This is a genomic window from Fibrobacter sp. UWB5 (assembly GCF_002210295.1).
Lineage (GTDB): Bacteria > Fibrobacterota > Fibrobacteria > Fibrobacterales > Fibrobacteraceae > Fibrobacter.
The window spans coordinates 117,772-137,655 of the sequence record NZ_MWQH01000006.1; the positions used below are offsets into that span (position 1 = coordinate 117,772).

At 49.9% G+C, this 19,884-nt stretch carries 12 protein-coding genes; 7 read left to right on the top strand and 5 right to left on the bottom strand.

The features are described 5' to 3' along the window. Positions 1-38 precede the first annotated feature (38 nt). From B7989_RS09920 to B7989_RS09935, 4 genes are all read left to right on the top strand, one after another. The gene (locus B7989_RS09920; protein ID WP_144265017.1) at positions 39-1,022 is read left to right on the top strand and encodes a hypothetical protein; all 984 of its coding nucleotides are present in this window, start codon (positions 39-41) and stop codon (positions 1,020-1,022) included. Positions 1,023-1,174: 152 nt separating this feature from the next. Next, on the top strand, positions 1,175-3,424 hold the full coding sequence (locus tag B7989_RS09925) for a DUF6055 domain-containing protein (RefSeq protein WP_088628441.1): 2,250 nt from the start codon (positions 1,175-1,177) through the stop codon (positions 3,422-3,424). A gap of 127 nt (positions 3,425-3,551) precedes the next feature. Next, positions 3,552-4,553 carry a sialate O-acetylesterase gene (locus B7989_RS09930; protein WP_088628344.1) on the top strand — a complete coding sequence of 334 codons (1,002 nt, stop codon included), beginning with the start codon at positions 3,552-3,554 and terminating at the stop codon, positions 4,551-4,553. An 86-nt stretch (positions 4,554-4,639) separates the two neighbouring features. After that, positions 4,640-5,725, top strand: coding sequence for a sialate O-acetylesterase (locus B7989_RS09935; RefSeq protein WP_088628442.1), 1,086 nt, complete (start codon positions 4,640-4,642; stop codon positions 5,723-5,725). 74 nt (positions 5,726-5,799) lie between these two features. Here B7989_RS09935 and B7989_RS09940 read toward each other — a convergent pair whose 3' ends face one another. Then, entirely contained in the window at positions 5,800-7,185 is a 1,386-nt protein-coding gene (locus tag B7989_RS09940; protein ID WP_088628345.1) for a TrpB-like pyridoxal phosphate-dependent enzyme, read from the bottom strand. 534 nt (positions 7,186-7,719) lie between these two features. After that, positions 7,720-8,265: a methylated-DNA--[protein]-cysteine S-methyltransferase gene (locus B7989_RS09945; protein WP_088628346.1), complete on the bottom strand. Its 546-nt coding sequence runs from the start codon at positions 8,263-8,265 to the stop codon at positions 7,720-7,722. 174 nt (positions 8,266-8,439) lie between these two features. Here B7989_RS09945 and murC point away from each other — a divergent pair, with 174 nt between their 5' ends. Then, on the top strand, positions 8,440-9,855 hold the full coding sequence (gene murC, locus B7989_RS09950) for a UDP-N-acetylmuramate--L-alanine ligase (protein ID WP_088628347.1): 1,416 nt from the start codon (positions 8,440-8,442) through the stop codon (positions 9,853-9,855). Positions 9,856-9,911: 56 nt separating this feature from the next. On the opposite strand, the gene B7989_RS09955 is transcribed toward murC, so the two are convergent. From B7989_RS09955 to B7989_RS09965, 3 genes are all read right to left on the bottom strand, one after another. Beyond that, positions 9,912-10,937, bottom strand: a complete 1,026-nt coding sequence (locus B7989_RS09955; RefSeq protein ID WP_088628348.1) for an agmatine deiminase family protein — start codon at positions 10,935-10,937, stop codon at positions 9,912-9,914. A 15-nt stretch (positions 10,938-10,952) separates the two neighbouring features. Beyond that, on the bottom strand, positions 10,953-11,819 hold the full coding sequence (locus B7989_RS09960) for a carbon-nitrogen hydrolase (RefSeq protein ID WP_088628349.1): 867 nt from the start codon (positions 11,817-11,819) through the stop codon (positions 10,953-10,955). 102 nt (positions 11,820-11,921) lie between these two features. After that, on the bottom strand, positions 11,922-13,457 hold the full coding sequence (locus B7989_RS09965; RefSeq protein ID WP_158212892.1) for a DUF2914 domain-containing protein: 1,536 nt from the start codon (positions 13,455-13,457) through the stop codon (positions 11,922-11,924). 113 nt (positions 13,458-13,570) lie between these two features. Here B7989_RS09965 and B7989_RS09970 point away from each other — a divergent pair, with 113 nt between their 5' ends. Then, positions 13,571-15,619: a T9SS type A sorting domain-containing protein gene (locus tag B7989_RS09970; protein WP_144265018.1), complete on the top strand. Its 2,049-nt coding sequence runs from the start codon at positions 13,571-13,573 to the stop codon at positions 15,617-15,619. A gap of 347 nt (positions 15,620-15,966) precedes the next feature. Continuing rightward, positions 15,967-19,884 (top strand): InlB B-repeat-containing protein, encoded by a 3,918-nt coding sequence (locus B7989_RS09975; RefSeq protein WP_369829057.1) that lies wholly within the window; start codon positions 15,967-15,969, stop codon positions 19,882-19,884.

The following is a 19,884-nucleotide window of genomic DNA, read 5'->3' on the forward strand; positions in this document are numbered from 1 at the left end:
AACATCACACATCTCACATCACACATCATAAATCGCTTATGAATTTTGAACAGAAAAACACTGGTTTAACCCCGATTCGTACAGCACGAGTGATTTCATCACTGATTGCCCTGGTGGGTATGGTTTTCCTGTTCTTGGAACGAATGCTTTCTGCGGTGCTGGAAATGGCGTCCGAAGGCGTTCAGCTCGGCCTTACTCGCTATGACAGCTTTACTGGCCGAATGGCGCTCCAGAATTTTGCCGAAGACCGCCAACTGTTCAAAATGCTTCAAGATGTTCAGGAATTGCTTCCTTCGGCGGAATCTGCCCTGGCCGTTTTCTTGTTTATTGCAATCGTGTTGCTCGCCATCGCATTGGTGGGACTCGCTTTGCCTAGGCTGTTGGTGCATGTTCTTGTGGCCATCAAGCTCCTTAAATGGGAATCTGATGGTACCGAAGAAGAAGGCGAAGAGACGTCTTTCCGTGAAATTTTGACCAAAATCGGTGAAATCCCGCTCAAAAAGCTTGCGATTCCTGCCGCCGTGATTGTCGTTTTGGTGGGCGGTTTCGCAGGGATTCGTAGTTGCCAGGAATCTGCAAAGCTTGCTTCTGTCGATTCCGCTGTCGAAGACTTGGAACAGCATACCCTAGACTATATCAAGGCACAAAAGGCCTATTTTGGCAGGACCAAGACTGTTGGAGGGCCAAAGGCCTTGCAATTGCCGGACACCTCGTCTTCGGACTACTTTGAATACAAAGTGACTGGTGCGCGCTATACCGCCATTTCGAGAGTGCCTATCGAGAATTGCCCTGCAGGCACCAAATGGAGCGTGTATTCCGAAGCAAAGGGCGTTTTTACCAAGGAATTGGCACTTTACAGGCAACCTCCCAAGGTTCCGGCCTGCATAAGCATTACGCCGAACTACAAGAATATTGGCCGCCCCGAAAAGAACAAGAAAGTCGAAGATCCGAAGGCAAAAGACCAGAAAACCAAGGATTCGACTGCCAAAGACCAAAAGGCAAAAGAACCCGAAAAGAAGTAATTCTGGCGTTGAACCTTGTTCACCGACATAATGTTTAATTTCATATACAAAGGCTCGTTTTAGTTAAACGAGCTTATATTTATTTATATCGCCCATGTGGGTGTGTTGTTTGGGAAAAATGTATGAAAATCAATCATGGTATAAATTTTGCCATGGCGGTATTTTGCGCAGGTGCCGTAAGCGCGAACGCCGCCATTGAATGGGTAAACCAGTGCACCAGTAACGGCTTTACGCTGATTGCCGAATCGGATCATTTTGAGGTCTGCAAGAAGCCTACGACTGACGATGGCCAAGCGAACAACGTCTCGATTCCGAATGCGGATGCGCAGGGCGTGCTCACGTCGCTCGAAAAAGTTTATTCTTTCTATATCGATTCGCTCGGCTGGATGCTTCCGTTCCCGAAAAGCCCCGATAAAAAACTCAAGAGCAACATTTATGTGTTCGACAATTCCGTGATGGCGGCGCTCTACGGCGGGCAGGACTACGTGAAAGGCTTGAACAATGAATTCGGCCCCGGAATGTGGATTGGCGTGGGCTCGCTGAAGGATTACTGGGGCACGTCGCATGAGTTCGCACATGGCCTGCAAGGGGTTGCGGGCTGGATGGGTAACAATAGCCATTCGGGCTGGTTTGCCGAAAGCCATGCGAACTGGATGGCGCACCAGTACAATCCGAATGACGCCCATTGCTCGGAATACCTGATTAATTATCCGTACCTGTATTACGGTTCTACGCGTGACCGCTACTGCAACTGGCAGTTCCTGGAACACCTCAAGGAAGAATTCGGCGGCGGTCACAAGGGTGCCCACGAGGTGAACCGTATTTGGATGGAATCGATCCGCGATGGCGAAGACGGCCGCATGGAGCAGACGCCGTTTAGTGCGATGATGATGGTTTACGGTTGGACGCTCGATAGCTTGAACCAGCAGTTCGGCAAGTTCGCGATGAAGAACGCGACGCTCGAGTATGCACCCGCAAAGAAGGCTTTGTATAAAAAATCCTATGGCGACTATGAATTCAAGACGCGTCGTGACGCCAGTTGGGGCGACAATTACCGCAGGCACACGCGCGTGACCATGTTGAACAAGATGGAATGCGTGGCGGGCGAGGAGTGCGCGGACCGCTACATTTCGCCGAGTTATTGGGCGCCACAGCGCTGGGGCTACAACCTAGTGCGAATCTATCCGGATTCTGCAGGAAAGGTAACGGTCAAATTCCGCGGAATCGCGCAGGACAAGCCGGCCGTGAATGGCTACACTTGCTTTGGCGATAATACGGACTACTACAAGGGCAAAACGTACAAATGGTGCAATTACGCGCCCGACAAGCTGCCGGACCCGGCCTCGGGCTGGACGGTCGGGCTAGTCGCGGAGGGCGCGGACGGAACGCCCCGTTACAGCGAGATGAAGCACGGGACCGGATTCAATCTCGACATCGAGACGAAGGCAAACGACAAGGCATTGTGGCTTGCCGTGACGGCGACTCCGACCGAGATGCAGACGATTTTGTGGGACCAGTTCTACTACAGCGTTTACCGCTACCCGTACATGATCGAGGTGGTAAACGGTGCTCCCGAAGGCTACAATAAGGACTTCTGGAAACCCGCAAATTCAAGCGGATATACGAAACACAGCAACGGCGGCGGCCTCGTGAGTAGCAAGGCGAAAGTAGACGCCTCCGTGTACGTGGGTCCCGATGCGGTCGTGAACGGTGGCACCGTTTCTGGAAACGCCCGCATCGAAGACTTCGCGGTCGTAGACGGTGGAACCATTAGCGGGAATGCCGTAGTCCGCGGGCGCGCACTCGTGACTGCAGGTACCATTGGCGACGATGCCGTGCTCGAAGAAGACGCGTGGCTTGTAAGCGGGAGCATTAGCGGCAAGGCAAAGGTCGGCGCGCTTTCGATTATCGTGAATACGACCGTGACCGACAATGCTCAAGTCTATGGCGTGATGTGGGCATTAAACGGCAAAAAGTTGAGCGGAACTGCTCAACTCCGCGGCGACCTCGAAAACAACTTCGACAAGGAACTCACGAAGGGGATCTTCTACGGCATGGTCGACAACGGAATGCTTAACAATGCAAACTACGGCGCAAACCTTACGACTCCGCCAACCGACGCAACCGCAAGCCTGGATAAGGCCGTATGGTATGCCGTGGCCGACGATTCGACTGAAACGGGTCCTTCTAAATTAATCAATACTCAAAGCCTGCGCCTGAATCTCGCGGACAATGCTTTCGATGTGTTCAATTTGAACGGCAAGCACCTGGGTGTCGTTAAAAACGGAACTCAAGGTCAAATTTCGCTGCAAGAATCTTTGCGCAAGGCGGGCCTGAACGCGGGCACATACCTTATTCGCGGCAAGGAATCTAATAAAATGCTCCGCGTGAACTTGCGTTAAACGGGGTTTTAGGGGTGCCCCCTAGGAGAGGAGGGTAGCGAACAACGCAGTGTGAGCGAGGGGGGAGTCTTTCCCCTTTGTTCATTTTTTGTTATAATAATGGTTAGCATAAGAAGGGGAGCGTCGAATGCTAAAAATTGTCCTCATAGCACTGGCTTTGTTCAGTGCGGCGAGCTTTGCGCAGGATCCAAACCTGCACATTTATCTCGCATATGGACAATCCAATATGCAAGGTGTAGCACCCTACATCGATGCCGATTTTGAAACAAATCCCCGTTTTTTGGTACTTCGTGCCGCTGATTTTTCGGACCAGAAGGTTGGCGAATTTTATTTGGCAAAGCCTCCTATGGGAAACAGCCAATCTATGGTTGGTATTTCTGATTTCTTTGGCCGCAAGATGGTCGAGGAACTCCCGGATTCTATCACCGTAGCCGTCGCAAATGTCGCTATTGGCGGACAAAGTATTGACTTGTTCGACAAAGACCGCAGTTCGGCCTATTTAGAGAAAATGAGAAGTCAAGGAACCACTTGGTGGTGGATTCCGCTTTTGAACGAATATGGGGGAGACGTTTACAAGCGCCTTGTCGAAGTGGGTAAAATTGCAAAAGAGAAAGGCGTTATCAAGGGATTCCTTTTCCACCAGGGCGAAGCGGATTACAACGTGCCCGATTGGCCTCATAGAGTAAAAAAGGTTTATTACGACCTCCTTTACGATTTGAATCTTGACCCTAAAAAGACGCCCATTTTGATTGGCGAACTTGCACCCACAGGCGATTTTGGATGGCGGAACATTACCGTAAAAATGGCGGCAGGAATGATTCCGAACGGACATTTGATTTCGGCTGAAGGTTGCTCCGTTCAAAAGGAAACCGACCCCGTAACGCATGAAACCTTCCTATTGCATTATACCCGCGAAGGGTACAAAATCCTAGGTGAACGTTACGCTGAAAAAATGCTTGAACTCCTTGAGGAACAAGCGGTATCCGATTCCCTTGAAAAAATGTACCATAAGGAATTCGTGAAACCGAAATTGTACTACGATGTCAGGAAGCATGCGGTTTTTATCCACCTTAAAAAACATGGGAAAAATTATAGCTATAAACTAATGGGGCGTAGAAAGAACGAATAAATGCATTTTTGTACAAATGCAAACTCCATTTTTCATTTGCATTTGTTATCTTGGTTTTGTTTGGTGTGGAAAAAAAAGAGGTTTACATGTTTGGAAAATCCCTGTTTTTGACGACGGCGCTTTGTGTCGCCGCCTTGGCTCAAGACCCTAATCTGCATATCTACCTGGCCTACGGACAATCGAATATGTCGGGGCAGGCAACAGTGACCGATGCGGATCGTCAAACAAATCCGCGGTTCCAGGTACTGCGTGCAGGAAACCATTCCGGGCAAACCGTGGGCGAGTTTTACCCGGCGGCACCCCCGATGGGGCATAGCGGTTCCAAGGTCGGCATTGTCGATTTCTTTGGTCGCAAAATGATCAAGGAATTGCCAGATAGCATTACGGTGGCGGTTGCGAATGTGGCGATTGGCGGACAGAGCATTGACTTGTTCGATAAGGACCGTAATGCAGCTTATGTGCAGAATGCCAAGAACAAAAACGATACTTGGTGGATTCAGTATCTGAATGAATACGGTGGCGATGTGCACAAGCGTATTGTCGAGATGGGAAAAATCGCAAAGCAGAAAGGAGTCATCAAAGGGTTTCTCTTCCATCAGGGAGAAGCGGATTACCAGATGAACGACTGGCCGAAACGCGTCAAGAAGGTTTATGACCAGTTCATTGAAGAACTGGAACTCGACCCGGAAAAGACTCCGATTCTGATTGGCGAACTCGCTCCTACGGGTGACCTCGGTTGGCGTAACGACGCTGTAAAGCAGGCGGCAGACCTTATCCCGAACGGGCACTTGATTTCTGCCCAGGGGTGCCCGGCACTTAAGGAAGCCAGCTATACGCTGCACTTTACGCGCGAAGGTTACCAGACGTTTGGCGAACGCTATGCCGAAAAAATGCTGGAACTTTTGAAGGCTCAAGAACCCGAGCCCGATACGACCTCAAAAGATACCGTGAAGACGGACTCCACGCTACAAGATTCTTCCAAGATTGATTCCGTCAAAACAGATTCGACGGCGCAAGACAGTACGATTGCAATCCGTAGTATGCCGCGCCTGCAGGCTGTAGAATCGAATCAGCCGAAGCTCTATTACGACAAAAAGGAACAGGCTCTGTTCGTTCGCTTCAAGAAGAACGGGCGAGAATTCCGCTACCGCGTCACTGGCAGCAAGAACTAGGACTGAACGATTAAAGATATAAGCAAAAAGCCCCGGATTGAATCCGGGGCTTTTTAAACGATTGTCGAACGGAATTAGCCGTTTACCTGCGGAAGCTGGGCGAGGCTCTTGGCGATGTCTTCATCCGTCGGGATGTAGTCGCTCATTTCGCCGTCGTTGAACTTCTGGTAGGCAACCATGTCGAAGTAACCCGTACCGGTGAGGCCGAACACGATGTTCTTGGCCTGGCCAGATTCCTTGCACTTGAGGGCTTCGTCAATCGTTGCGCGGATAGCGTGGCTGGATTCCGGAGCCGGGAGAATGCCTTCGGTCTGGGCGAAGAGCTTGGCGGCTTCGAACACCTTGGTCTGTTCCACAGACGTTGCACGCATCAGGCCCTGATCGTAGAGTTCAGAGAGGATGCTGCTCATGCCGTGGTAGCGGAGACCACCGGCGTGGTTGGCAGACGGGATGAAACTGGAGCCGAGGGTGTACATCTTGGCCAGCGGGCAAACCTTACCGGTATCGCAGAAGTCGTAAGCGTACTTACCGCGAGTGAAGCTCGGGCAGCTTGCCGGTTCCACAGCGAGAATATCGTAGTCGGCTTCGCCACGGAGCTTTTCACCGATGAACGGGCTCACGAGACCACCGAGGTTAGAACCACCGCCAGCGCAACCGATGATGAGGTCGGCCTTCACGCCGAGCTTGTCGAGAGCTGCCTTCGTTTCGAGACCGATCACGGACTGGTGGAGGAGCACCTGGTTCAGCACGGAACCAAGAACGTAGCGGTAACCCGGCTGCTTCACGGCGGCTTCCACGGCTTCAGAAATGGCGCAGCCGAGGCTGCCCGTGGTGCCCGGGAATTCGGCGTTGATCTTCTTACCGATTTCGGTGGTCATGGAAGGCGACGGGGTGACGCTTGCACCGTAGGTGCGCATGACTTCGCGGCGGAACGGCTTCTGTTCGTAAGAAACCTTCACCATGTAAACCTGGCAGTCCAGTCCGAAGAAGGCACTGGACATCGAAAGGGCGGTGCCCCACTGGCCTGCACCCGTTTCAGTCGTCACGCCCTTGAGGCCCTGCTTCTTGGCGTAGTAGGCCTGAGCGATGGCGGAATTGAGCTTGTGAGAACCCGAGGTGTTGTTGCCTTCGAACTTGTAGTAGATGTGGGCCGGAGTGCCGAGAGCCTGTTCGAGGAAGTAAGCGCGAACGAGCGGAGACGGACGGTACATCTTGTAGAACGTGCGGATGTCTTCCGGAATTTCGATGTACGGAGTATCGTTATCGAGTTCCTGCTTGATGAGTTCGTCGCAGAAAACCGGCTGAAGGTCTTCGAAGGTCACCGGCTTGCCGGTACCCGGGTTCAGGAGAGGAGCGGGCTTCTTCTTCATGTCGGCACGGACGTTGTACCATGCCTTCGGGAGTTCATCTTCTTTAAGGTAAGTCTTGACCTGACCTTCGATTTTGAGCGAGTTTCTCATATATGTTCCTTTTTTGCGGTCCGCCAGGGGCGCAACCAAAATTTTGCCCTAACAATATAAAAAAAAACGAATGTAGCCCAATGAGGTTGTTCTCGCCAAGTAGTTTAATTTGGAATAGTTGACAGATAAAATTTTTTTAGTAAATTCAAAGTATGGCTATCAATCATAACCTATTTACTGGGCAGACGGAACTAGCAGGGGAGGTCCGCGTGTCGCATGCTGGCGAGGGCGCAAAAACGCTCCCGGTCCACAGCGGTAAGAAATTCATTAGACTCCGCCCGCATTCCCGTAAACCTAAAGCACAAAATAAACAGACCAAAGAAGTTTGAGAACTCCAAAAGGTTAGTCAGTCTTTGGTCTTCCTTCGCTTTGATAACAGTTTAATACCTGTTACCAAAGCTCGGCATAATAAACAGACCAAAGAAGTATGAGAACTCCAAAAGAGTTTGCCAGTCTTTGGTTAACATCGTTTAAAAAGCACCTCGGTTCTCCGGGGTGTTTTTCTTTACAAATTATGAAAAGACGCGAGAATGCCTATTCTAGCAACAGTTCCTGCGGGATTGCGCCTTCGATAACGAGGAGCCTTCGCTTGAGATCGAGCCCCAGGGCGTAGCCGACAAGGCTTCCGCCCTTGCCCACCACGCGATGGCAGGGAAGGATAATCTGTAATGGGTTCGCGCGGAGGGCGGCGCCCACGGCACGTGTGGCGCGGGGCTCTCCAACCGCTTCGGCCACCTGCTGGTAGGTGCGAGTTTCTCCGTAAGGAATCTGGGTGATGGCATCCCAGACTTTCATCTGGAAATCGGTGCCGTACACCTTGAGCGGGAGCGAAAATTCCTGAAGCTTTCCGGCCAGGTACAGATTCAATTGCTGTACGGCCTTGCGGTAGGCGCGGGCCACCGTCGACGATAAAGTCTGAACCACATCCGGCTCGGCATAGGCGCAGGCTTGAACCGAACTTGGAACGCCTTCGCCCGTATAGCGCAGGCTGCACAACTTGGATTTTTCGAACACGAATGTCCACTGCCCCCACAAATTGCGGTGCGCAATCGTCGTGAATCTTGAATCCGAGAAGTTCATGGTATGAATATAAAAAGGTGTTCAGTTTCAGGCAACAAGTTTTTGTAGGAAGTAGGCAGTAGACAGTAGGCAGTGGTTAGTAAGAACTTAGAACTCAGACTAATTACGAAAAAAAGCCTATTTCTTTATACTCTAAGCTCTAAGTTCTAAGTTCTGTTTTCTAACTTTCCTAGCATGGAATCTTACTTTTTTATCGGTGTTGCGGGCGTAGGCATGAGTGCCATTGCCCAGTATCTTGTTGGCAAGGGTGTAGCAATTAGCGGTTCAGACCGCCAGTTTGGAGCGGCAGAAAAGCCCCTCGTAATGAATCAGCTTGAAGAATGCGGCGTCAAGTGCTTTCCGCAGGACGGCTCCGGTGTTGTAGAAGGCCTGAATGCAGTGGTAGTAAGTACCGCTATCGAAGACACGAATCCGGACCTCAAGCGTGCCAAGGAACTCGGAATCCCGGTGATGCACCGCAGCGAAATGCTGGCTAAGATTTCTAAAGAAGCGAAGACTATCGCCGTTTCGGGCACCAGCGGAAAGTCCACCGTGACCGCTATGATTTATCACATTCTGCAATACGCGGGCCTCCAGCCCTCCGTAATGACGGGTGCTGGCCTCGTGAATTTGCAGAAGGAAGGCAAAATCGGTAATGCCGTTTCGGGCAAGGGCGAATGGCTCGTGGTCGAAGCAGACGAAAGCGACGGAACGCTCGTGCGCTACGAACCCGAAATAGGCCTCATTCTGAATGTGGACAAGGACCACAAGGAAATGAGCGAACTCCAGGAAATTTTCCTCAAGTTCAGCCACAACATTTTGGACAACGGCAAGATTCTGATCGTGAACGACGCGCACCCGCTGGCCAAGAAGTTCAGTGCCGGCCGTGAATTCGACTTTGGCTTTGAAAATTACGTGGGCGTACAGGGCACGGACTTCAAGTCTGTCGGAACCTCGATTCAGTTCCGTGTGCGCCACCAGGCAGAACTCGTGAAGTTCGTTGTGCCGCTCCCGGGCAAGCACAATATGGAAAACGCCTTGGCCGCAACGGCTGCCGCACTCCGCGCAGGCGTAACGCTGCATACCTGCGCCGACGCCCTTGCGACATTCCCGGGCGTGTTCCGCCGCCATCAGATTCTCGGAACCTTCAACGGCGTGACTCTCGTGGACGACTTTGCCCACAATCCGGCGAAAATTGCTGCCAGCATCAAGAGTGCCCAGGACTTTACCGAAGGCCGCGTCATCGCCTGGTTCCAGCCTCACGGCTTTGGCCCCACGCGATTCCTGCGTAACGACCTTGTCGAATTCATCTCGAAGACGCTTCGCCCGAAGGACTTTGACGACGACCGCGACAACGACGTCATCTTCTTCAGCCAGATTTACTACGCCGGCGGCACCGTCACCCGCGACATCAGCGCCGGTGACCTTGCCGATGACCTCCTGCTCAAAGGCTGCGAAGCCATCTACATCGAAGACCGCGACAAATGCGCCGAGAAGATGGTTGAAGTCGCCCAGCCCGGTGATACCATCCTTCTGATGGGTGCCCGCGATCCGAGCCTCCAAGCCTTCGCTCAGCACGTGCAACAATTGCTCGAAGACGAAACGATGTAAAAGAAAAAGCCCTCATTTCGAGGGCTTTTCTTATAGTCTGTATTTTAGGCTTCGCCTTAAAGACTTTCGTGCTTGCTCATGCAATGCAGGCTGCCGCCTTCTTCAATCACAGTGCGGCAATCCAGCCCGATAACCTTGCGGTCCGGGTACACGCTTTCAAAGTAAGCCTTCGCCTTCGCGTCGTTCGGCGACTTGTATTTCGGGAAAATCAGCGCGCCATTCACATAAATAAAATTCATGTAGCTGGCAGGCAGAATCTGACCATCGTCAAGCTTGCGCTGCGGCGGAAGCGGTAACGTGTCGACCTTGGCCTTCTTGCCGTAATGGCTCTTGAGCCAGGTTTCGATCAAGTACTTCGCTTCGGTCAGAATAATATTGTTCGGAGAGCGCTTATCGGTCGCTTCGCACATCACGATGCGGTCCTTGGCCACAAAGCGGGCCACGTTGTCGATATGGCCGTCCGTATGGTCACCGTGCAAGCCGTGGGGGAGCACCAGCATGTCGCGCAAGCCAAACGCCTTGCAAAGGGCCTTGACTACATTCTTGATGTTCTTCACATCATTGCGGTTCTTGCCCGTCAGGCAATCCAGCGTGGTAATGCCAAGACCGTCACCGTTGACTTCGATGGCTCCGCCTTCAAAAATGTAGGGAACACTCGTGCCCTTCTTGTATTCGAAAATATCGGCAATGCGTGCAGGAATCTGGTTGTCGTTTTTCCAAGGCGGAAATTTTGCACCCCAGGCGTTAAAGACCGTTTCCGAAACAATCGTTTCTTTCCCCTTTTTCAAGAAGAACGGACCGTAATCGCGAATCCAGATATCGTCTGTCTTAATGGTAAAGAAACTAGCTGGGAAGGGGCGGTCGGCAACGGCAATCTTTTCCGGCGTCGTCAGAAAATCCTTTTTAGGAACCAGTACGTTTACGGGCTGGAATTCGCTAATCGTGCGAATTAAATCGATATAGAACTTGCGGATCATTTCTCCGCGTTCGCCGTACCAGTTCTTTTTATTGTGCGGAAAAGCGAGCCATGTGGCAGCTTGATCTTCCCATTCAGCGGGGTAGCGAATAATTGCTTTTGCCATAAAAATATCTCTTGTCTATTTGTCGCACCAAATCTTGAGAATGTCCCCGTAAAGGTCTACGCGGCGGTCTCTAAAGTGCGGCCACCAGCGGCGATTTTCCTCGGTTTCGGCGAGGTCAATCTCGACAATGCTTGCGCCCAAGAAATCGGTATCGCACTTGTGGATCAAGTAGCCATCGGGTGCGGCCACAAAAGAAGTTCCCCAGAAGGTGAGTTCGCCTTCGGTACCGATGCGGTTTGCCGAAAGCACGAAGGTGCGGTTCGCAATCGCATGTCCACGCATCACCGTGACCCAGCTGTCCTGCTGGCGCGGATAGATTTCGGCCGGTTCGGACTTCATCCAACCGATGGCAGTGGGGTAGATGAGAATGTCGGCACCCTTCAGGCTCATAATGCGAGCGGCTTCGGGGAACCATTGGTCCCAGCAAATCAGCACGCCGAGCGTACCGGCGCTCGTCTTGATCGGTTCAAAACCCGTGTCGCCCGGAATAAAGTAGTATTTCTCGTAAAAGGCCGGATCGTCGGGAATGTGGCTCTTGCGGTAAAGACCGGCAATACTTCCGTCGCGTTCAAAAACGAAGGCGCTGTTGTGATAAATGCCGCGTGCGCGTTTTTCGAAGAACGGGAAAACGATAACGGCGTTAATCTCTTTGGCAATGCCTTGCCACTGCTTGACAATGGGGCTATCCTTTTCGATGGCCATGTCAAAAAAGTCGGCATTTTCCTCGAACGGGAAATACGGCGTATGGAACATTTCGGGGAGAACGACCAAGTCGATTCCCTTGCCCTTGAGCGCAAGCGCCTGTTCCACGTACCATTGGTTATTGGTTTCGGTGTTGCCCGTCCACTTGCCCTGCAGTGTTGCTGTCTTGATTTTGTTCATGGTCCAAATTTAGATTATTATTGTTCAACTTTAAGAACCAATAGTCTTCACTATTGATAGAACTCGCGTTAAGAATCGGGTCGTTTTCCGGATCGATCATAACTACCTCAATGTGTCGCGTACAAAGCCGTCTTCGGGCGGTTCGCTAAAGACTTCGAAGGTTCCCGAGCCAATCACGGCGCCGTTCTTGTAGGCGATTTCTACACGGTATTTGCCGGCAGGAACATTCTTTTTACGGGTAAAGGTCCTAAAGCCCGATTCGCGGCCGCCGTTAATCATCATGCGGCCCGAAGAAATACGGTCGGTCAACGAATATTTGCCGGTTTTCGGGTCCTGGTAATACCACAGGTATTCCAGTTCGGCCTTGAGTTTTGCCGGCGCATAGACCGAGGTCAAGAAGTACACTTCGCTGCTGTCGACGCGGTGTACACTCGGAATCTTGAGGCCAACCATCTGCAGCAGGCTCGGATCGTCCACATCGCAACTGTAACTTGCCTTGTCAAAGTTCTGGCAAGCGAGCTTTTGCTTGAGCACCAGCGGTACAGGCGGCACCCAGTTCATAATGTAGGCTACAATCAAGAAAATGCTGATGAGAGCCGGGGCGACCAAAATCGATTTTTTGCGGTGCGAAATCTTCCAAATAAATAGGCATAGCCCAAACGAAAGTACGGTGCTGATCAGGAACCAGATGAATCCGATTCGGTGAACAAGGTGCGGAATCGCAAAGTTCATGAACATCGTGCCCAGCAAACAGAAGAACGCCAAGCTTACGCCGAAGCTTTCGTACTTCTTTTGCAGGAATTCGTTACCGACAAGCAAAATGGCAAGCAAAATCACGAGCAAGAACGAGGCGAGAGAACCGCTGCTCTTAAAGTAGCAGACCACTAGGGCGCTGAACAAGCCTCCAAAGAAGAATTGCACGGCCCATGTAAAGCGCTGTTTCCAGGTTTCGCTCCATTCGCGGTCCAAGAAACGGTGGCGCACAACGATTGCGTTTTCAGGAATTGCCGTTGATTCATAGCCCACATTCTTGGCAAACTTGGTGGCAGCACCCTTTGCCTTGACTGCGGCGTCTTTCGCTTCGATGGCGGCACGGCTTGCCGCTTCCTTGGCTTTTGCAGATGCAAGGGCGGCGGCCTTGGCTGTCGCTTCTTTTGCTTCAAGGGCGGCGCGGTTAGCGGCTTCCTTGGCGCGGGCGGGCGTTTTTTCTGCGATGAATGCGGCGGCCCTTCTAAAACGAGATTCTTCCGTCTTTATTTCGGGATCGGCTATAGATTCCTCGACGGCGTTCAGAACAGGCTTTTCGGCCGTTGGTTCAACTTGCTTTGCCGATTTTTGGACGGGAGCCGTTTGCGGAACGGCTGTTTTTGCTACAGCGGGCTTCGCTTGCGCCTTGGCAAGCGCCTGCAAGCGTTCCTTAGTCCAGCCTTCGGGGTGTTCCAACTGGGCCGAAAGCAAAATCACCAAAATAAGCGCACCCGTGTAGTAGGCGAGCAAAATCAAAATATCGGTGCCGTAAACCATCTGGCCGAGCGTAATGGAATCCCACGCAAAGCCGCCCAAAAAAGCTATAGCCGGAAAGAATTTCTCTAATTTTTGAACAGCGGGCTTTTCCCGCAATTTTTCAACGAATTGCATGGTCATAAAATAAAAAAATTTACTGCCAACGGGCTAATCTTAACCGAGACACTGGCAGCCATGTCAAAAAGTTTGTATTTTTTAGTAAAAATGGAATTATGAAGGAGGAAATCATGAAAAAACTGATTTCATTGGCAATAGCCTTGTTCTTTGCAACAGCAGCTCTTGCAGAAGAGTTAGAAGTTTCTACAATAATCACACAAGAAGTCGTTTCGGGCCAACTCGAACAGACTGTGACTGTGGGCGATGAAATTACACCGACAAAAATTTCATACACAAATGTCAAAAGTGTGCGAGAAACACCAGTTTTCTCGGATTTGGGCTTGTCTGCAACTTGCGATAACGATTCAAAAAACAAAACAACTCTTTGTACGGTTGCTGGAAAAATTAAACGGAATCTTAAACCCGAAACAATCAAGTCCTACATTTTAGTAGAAGATGAATATGGCAAAGTTGCCATTACGTATTTTACATTCAATTTAAAAGCAAGGCCGACAACTCTCAAAGTCATCAAGGGCGAAACCACTCAGTCTGTCAAGGCGGGCGAATCCATTTCGGAAATTGAAATTGAATATTCCGGCATTAAATCGTTCATTTTTGGCAGTTCGCCCTCTGGAGTTAAGTATGACAGGGATAATGAAAACCAGATTATTAAAATTAGCGGTAAGGTAGACGCAAACACTGCCTCTGGCGAGTATAAGTATATTGTTCGTGGCATAAAGCAAGACAACGAAAAAGATACGCTTAAAGTCGAAATTACGTTCAATGTCACAGGCGCACCAGTTTCCGTAAGTGTCGCAGAAAACGCGACTCAGAAAGTGACCGCCGGCGAAGCGATCAAACCGATCTTGTTCTCGTTTACGGGTGCAAATAATTACCAGCTCACAAAGATTCCGGCGGGAAAATTTTCTGCTTCGGCAGACGGCGAAAAGATGATCATCACGGTCTCGGGCAATATTGACGAAAATGCGAAAGACGGGACCTACACCATCGAGCTGGAAGTCACGGATGGCAAAGAAACTGCCAAAGCCCAGGCAACCGTTGAAGTGACTCACAAGGTCTTTGAGACAAAGATTGAAGTCAGTGAAAATGCGACCCAGACGGTAACCGCAGGCGATTCAATCGAACCGATCGTTTTCAAAGTTGAACATATGACGGAACTTGTTGAATTGACTGGATTCCCGGGGGGCTATGAAGTCTATCCCGAAAACAATACGGTGTACGTTGTCGGTAAAATCAAAGAAGACGCCAAGGGTTCCTATACGGTTAAGGTTGCAATCAAGGGTGCCGACAACAGTGCGACAGCAGAAGCAACAATCAATGTGCTTCCGGTGACAATGAAGTTCGATCTTGTCGAAGGTAGCGCCAATCAAACGGTTGTTGCCGGCCAGGACATTGTTCCGATGGTTTACAAATATGAGCATTTGAAATCCGTGAAGGGTTCTGGATTCCCCGCTGATTTGCAAGTGGAACAAATTGCGGAAAAGAGTCAGGTCAAGATTTATGGTACTGTGAATGCTGAATCGGCCGCCAAGGAATACGTTTATACGTTGGAACTGACGGATATCTATTCTGAAAAGACGACCATAACTGGCAAAATCAATGTTGTTAAGGCTTCGAGCAGTTCTTCTGAGGCAACTTCTTCTAGTTCCGAAAAGATCGATTCTTCTAGCAGCAAGGAAACCTCCTCCAGCAGCGAAACGACTAAGCCCACAAGCTCCAGCTCCGATAAGGCAGTTTCTTCTAGCAGCAAGGAAACCTCCTCCAGCAGCGAAACAACGAAGCCTACAAGCTCCAGCTCTGAAAAGTCCACCTCCAAGAGCTCTAGCTCCGAAAAGGCCAAGAGTTCTAGCTCGACAGACGAAAGCAGCTCCTCCAGCAAGAAGGGGAAATCTTCCAGCAGCGAAAAGTCTTCAATTGTCGCTACTGTCAAGCCGACTTTCGAATTCGGTTATGCCAACAACGAACTGGTCGTCGTGCTGCCGAAGCCCGCTATGCTCCGCGTACAGGTGTTCGACATGATGGGCCACTTGGTAGAATCTTTCGCCGAGACGGTGGCTTCTTCCAAGAGCATCAACCTCGCTCACCTGGCCAAGGGTAACTATGTGGTGCGCATGGAAAGTGCCCGCTATGCCCGAAATGCGAAGATTTTTGTAAAATAGTCTCTTAAATTCATCTAAAAAATGAGGCCCTTCGGGGTCTTATTTTTTTTGTGCAGAAAAAAAAGAATAAGATAATTCTAAATTCAGCGGTGAGTATGAGAAAATTGTTACTAACTAAAGTCATCTTTGTCCTTTTGCTGTTGAGCAGCACAACTTCGTTGGCTGAGGAATACAAATACAAGTTTGACGTTTTACAATCTTGTGGTGGTGATATTTATTCAGAAAACGGGTATGTGCGTTCTGAATTTACCTGTTATTCTGAATCTGCCACAGATCCTGTTCATTCAGACAAATCCTGTACGGCAATGGAGTCGAATAAATCCGAGACGTCTTTGAAATCCTATACAATGGGGCATCATAAGTTTACCGGCTGGACAGTCGTGTCCGGGGATTGTTCTTTTACAGATGCGAGTAAGGAGTTGACAACTTTGAAACTCAAGGGGGAGGGATGTGTAGTCAAGGTAAATAGGGTGTTTACGAACATTACACTACAAGCTGGTACAGGAGGTTCTGTTATTGGAGAAGAAGACTTAGAAAAGGATTGCGAGTTTGGAGGCTATCGCGAAAGCGACAACGGAGTAAGAGGTCACGGAAGAGCAGGATATTACTCCTATGGTGATAGTTATCTTTATTATGGATATTATGTTAAAATCACTGCAACTCCCGACAAATCTTACAGATTCGTAAATTGGACCGTTACATCGGGTGGTGAAAAATGTTCAATTGAAGATAAAAATTCAAAAAGTACATCCATATCCGTACCGTATGAAAACCATTGCACTGTCAAGGCCAATTTCGTAAAGATAGGTGTATTGACCATTGGCAGTACTACTGGTGGCTCTATTTCACCCTCTTCCTCAAAAACTGTTGATGTCGGTTCTAAAGTTAACATTTCTGCAACACCCGATAATTCTTATAGATTCGAAAATTGGACCTTCTCATCGGGTAGTGGAAACTGTTCAATAGCAGATAAAAATTCAAAAAAAACAACCATAACAGTTAATGGCGATTGCAAAATCAAGGCCAATTTCGTAAAGACCGCGGTATTGACCATTGGCACTGCCACTGGCGGCTCAATTTCACCCTCTTCCCCCAAAACAGTCGATGCGGGTACAAAGGTGAAAATCACGGCTACTCCCGACAATACCCATGTCTTTGTCACGTGGAGCAAGGCTACCAATTGCCCCATCGATGATAGAAGTGCAGCAACCACCTATGTGACGGTTAACGATGATTGCACCATTAGGCCTTCCTATTACAAGTTCTACGAGCTCACGATTACTGCGGGGACTGGCGGAACAACTACCGAAACGACCAAGAGAACGTATTCGGGCGGTTCGGCTGAGGTCAGTGTTACGGCAAAACCCAATAGCGGTTACCGTTTCGACAAGTGGGTCAAGGTATCAGGCGGTAGTGCATGTTCTGTTATTGATGAAACTTCCGCAACCACGAATGTTCACGTTCGTGAAACCTGTAAGATAAGGGCCGATTTTGTTCGTACTTACGAACTGAAACTTGTCGCGGGGACCGGCGGGTCAACGAACTTTACGTCTAAAACCGTGGATACCGGTTCAAAGGTTGACATTTCGGCGTCCATTTCTCAATATGGCTACCGTTTCGACAAATGGACGTCCTCTAGTACCAGCTGTACTGTTGCAGATCCGACCGACTCTTATACGAAGGTGACTGTCAAAGGCAACTGTACCGTAACGGCAAGCTTTGTGGAAAGAAACACCTTCTCTATTGCAGCGAACATAGCAGAAGCCGGAAGTACTTCTCCGTATGGTTACCTAGCTGTCGACAAGGGCTCTTCAAAAGCGATTACAGCCACACCCAGCTCTGGCTATCGTTTTGACGAGTGGACTACTGATAATGCATCTTGCGTCATAGCCGATATAGCCAGCACATCGACTTCTTTAAAGGTATCTGGCAATTGTAACATAACGGCAAATTTCGTCAAGACACAAGAATTGACTGTATCCACTAGTACGGGAGGGAGCGTATCTTCAGCAGGAACAAAAACTGTAGATTACGGCTCTGACAACACTATAACCGCCACACCTGATTCCAGCTACCGCTTCGACAAGTGGACTACTGATAATGCGTCTTGCGTCATCGCCGACACTACCAGCGATTCAACTACTGTAAGTGTTTCTGCTGATTGCAATATAACGGCAAATTTCGTCAAGATCCAGTATATAGATGTATCCGCCGGCACAGGAGGCACCACCTCTCCGTCAACATATATGCCAATCGATTCGGGGGCAACTCTTCAAATAACGGCTACACCTGATTCCAGCTACCGCTTTGACCAGTGGACCTCTGACAATGAGTCTTGCGTCATAGCCGACACTGCCAGCAATTCTACCTCTGTAAAGGTGTCTGATGATTGCAGCGTGAAAGCAACATTTGTAAAAACATACACCTTCTCTGTTCGTGCAAATATAGACGCTGGCGGAACAGTTTCTCCGGATGAGGACCAAACTGTCGACAAAGGCTCCCGTAATTCGATTTCTGCCACACCCAATTCTGGCTATCGCTTCGACAAATGGACATCTGACAATGCGTCTTGCGTTATATCCAAAACAACCAAAACGTCGACTTCTGTAAAGGTATCTGATAATTGTAATGTTACCGCAAATTTCGTTAAGACCCATAACGTGACAATTGCTGGCGGTACGGGCGGCCACGTTAAATCTCCTGGAAGCAGAACTGTAGACATAGACACAAAAGTTAGCCTTAGCGCCGTTGAAGATACAGGCTATGTCTTTGACAAGTGGGTTTCGACTTCGAAAAAATGTATTGTTGCAGACCCTGCATCATTGTCAACTACTGTAAAAGTCGGTGACGACTGCTCCGTGACGGCGAACTTTGTCAAAGTGGAATACGTGTTCCTTGAAGAGGACTTTGTCAGGGATATCGATTCCGTAGAAACGACGGAAGTGGATTTTGCCTTCAGCCTGAATACGGTAAGCCCCACTTACAGCAAGATAGACACCATCACGGTGGCTCTGTTTACGGACCTGGGGGATACCTTATGGGTGCCCGCCATCGAGACGGACGTTCATTCGGGCGAGTTCGAGGGCCGAGGCTCCTTCAGGTTTGTGACTAGCACCGAAGACCAGAAGGACGATGTGCTGGATGCCGCAATGGATTTGGATGCCGACGCCAACCGTGCGGTCATCCGTATGCAGATAGGCAAGGACAACTCTGCCTTGGATAGCCGAGATTCCATCGTGGTGTTCTATGAGTTCATTCCTGCGGTTTCTGCAGAAATCCAGGACCAGGATCTGGATGGCCGCGCCGACTTTGTGCGCGTGCATTTCGCAAAGTCCATTCTCCATGAACAGCTAAAGATTGATACATTGTTCTGGGGAGAATCCGAAGATGATGGTCGCGAAGTGGCCAGCCGGGACATGGAGATCTCCGAAGATGGCGATTTGATCTATGCAGCACTAGAAAGCCCCTTTGAATACGGTGTTACCGCCGTGGATTCTACGGGCAAAAAATTTGTCAAGATTTCCAGGAATACGTCTTCTGCAATCCAGAAGGTAACTCTATCCGACAAGGTTGGCCCCGTGCCCGTGCGTGCGGAAAAACACCCCGGCGTAATAAGGGACAAGGATTACCTGAATGGAAAGGCGGATATCCCGCCGGATACACTGGTGGTGACCTTGTCTGAACCCGTAAAAATTCCAGGCGGAGCCAAAGCATTCGACAAAAAACGCAGTGCTTGGAGCAATATGTTCCAGTATGCAGAATCCTGCGACAACGGCAAGATGCATCCAGTTTCCCTCGAACAAAGTCCAAAGCTGGACAAGTCCGGTAAGGTCTGGACCATGGTGATTCCGCACCAAGTCAATATCCACGTGGGGCATTGCCTCATGACGAATCCTGAAGCCCCCTTCCAGGATGCAGCTGGCAATGCACCGGCCATTGGCGGAGTCTCTATAGAAGGCGACGATGGCGATATCTATATCTATACCTTCAAGGGCGCTCCTGCAGTAGCCCGTGGCAGCAAGTCTGCCGTCAAGGTGGAAGCTAGGCTGAGTTACAAGGCTAAAGTGACCATTTTTAGTAATCTCGGGAACGTTGTTGCGCAGTTCAACAGAAAAAATGAAGAAGGCCTTAGCTTCATTGAATGGGATCAGCGAACCATGGACAACCGCCTAGCCGGAACAGGTGTTTACATCTGGAAAATCCAGTTCAAGTTCGCGGATGGTCACAAGGAGACCCGGTCCATCCGTACGGGTATCAAACGCTAG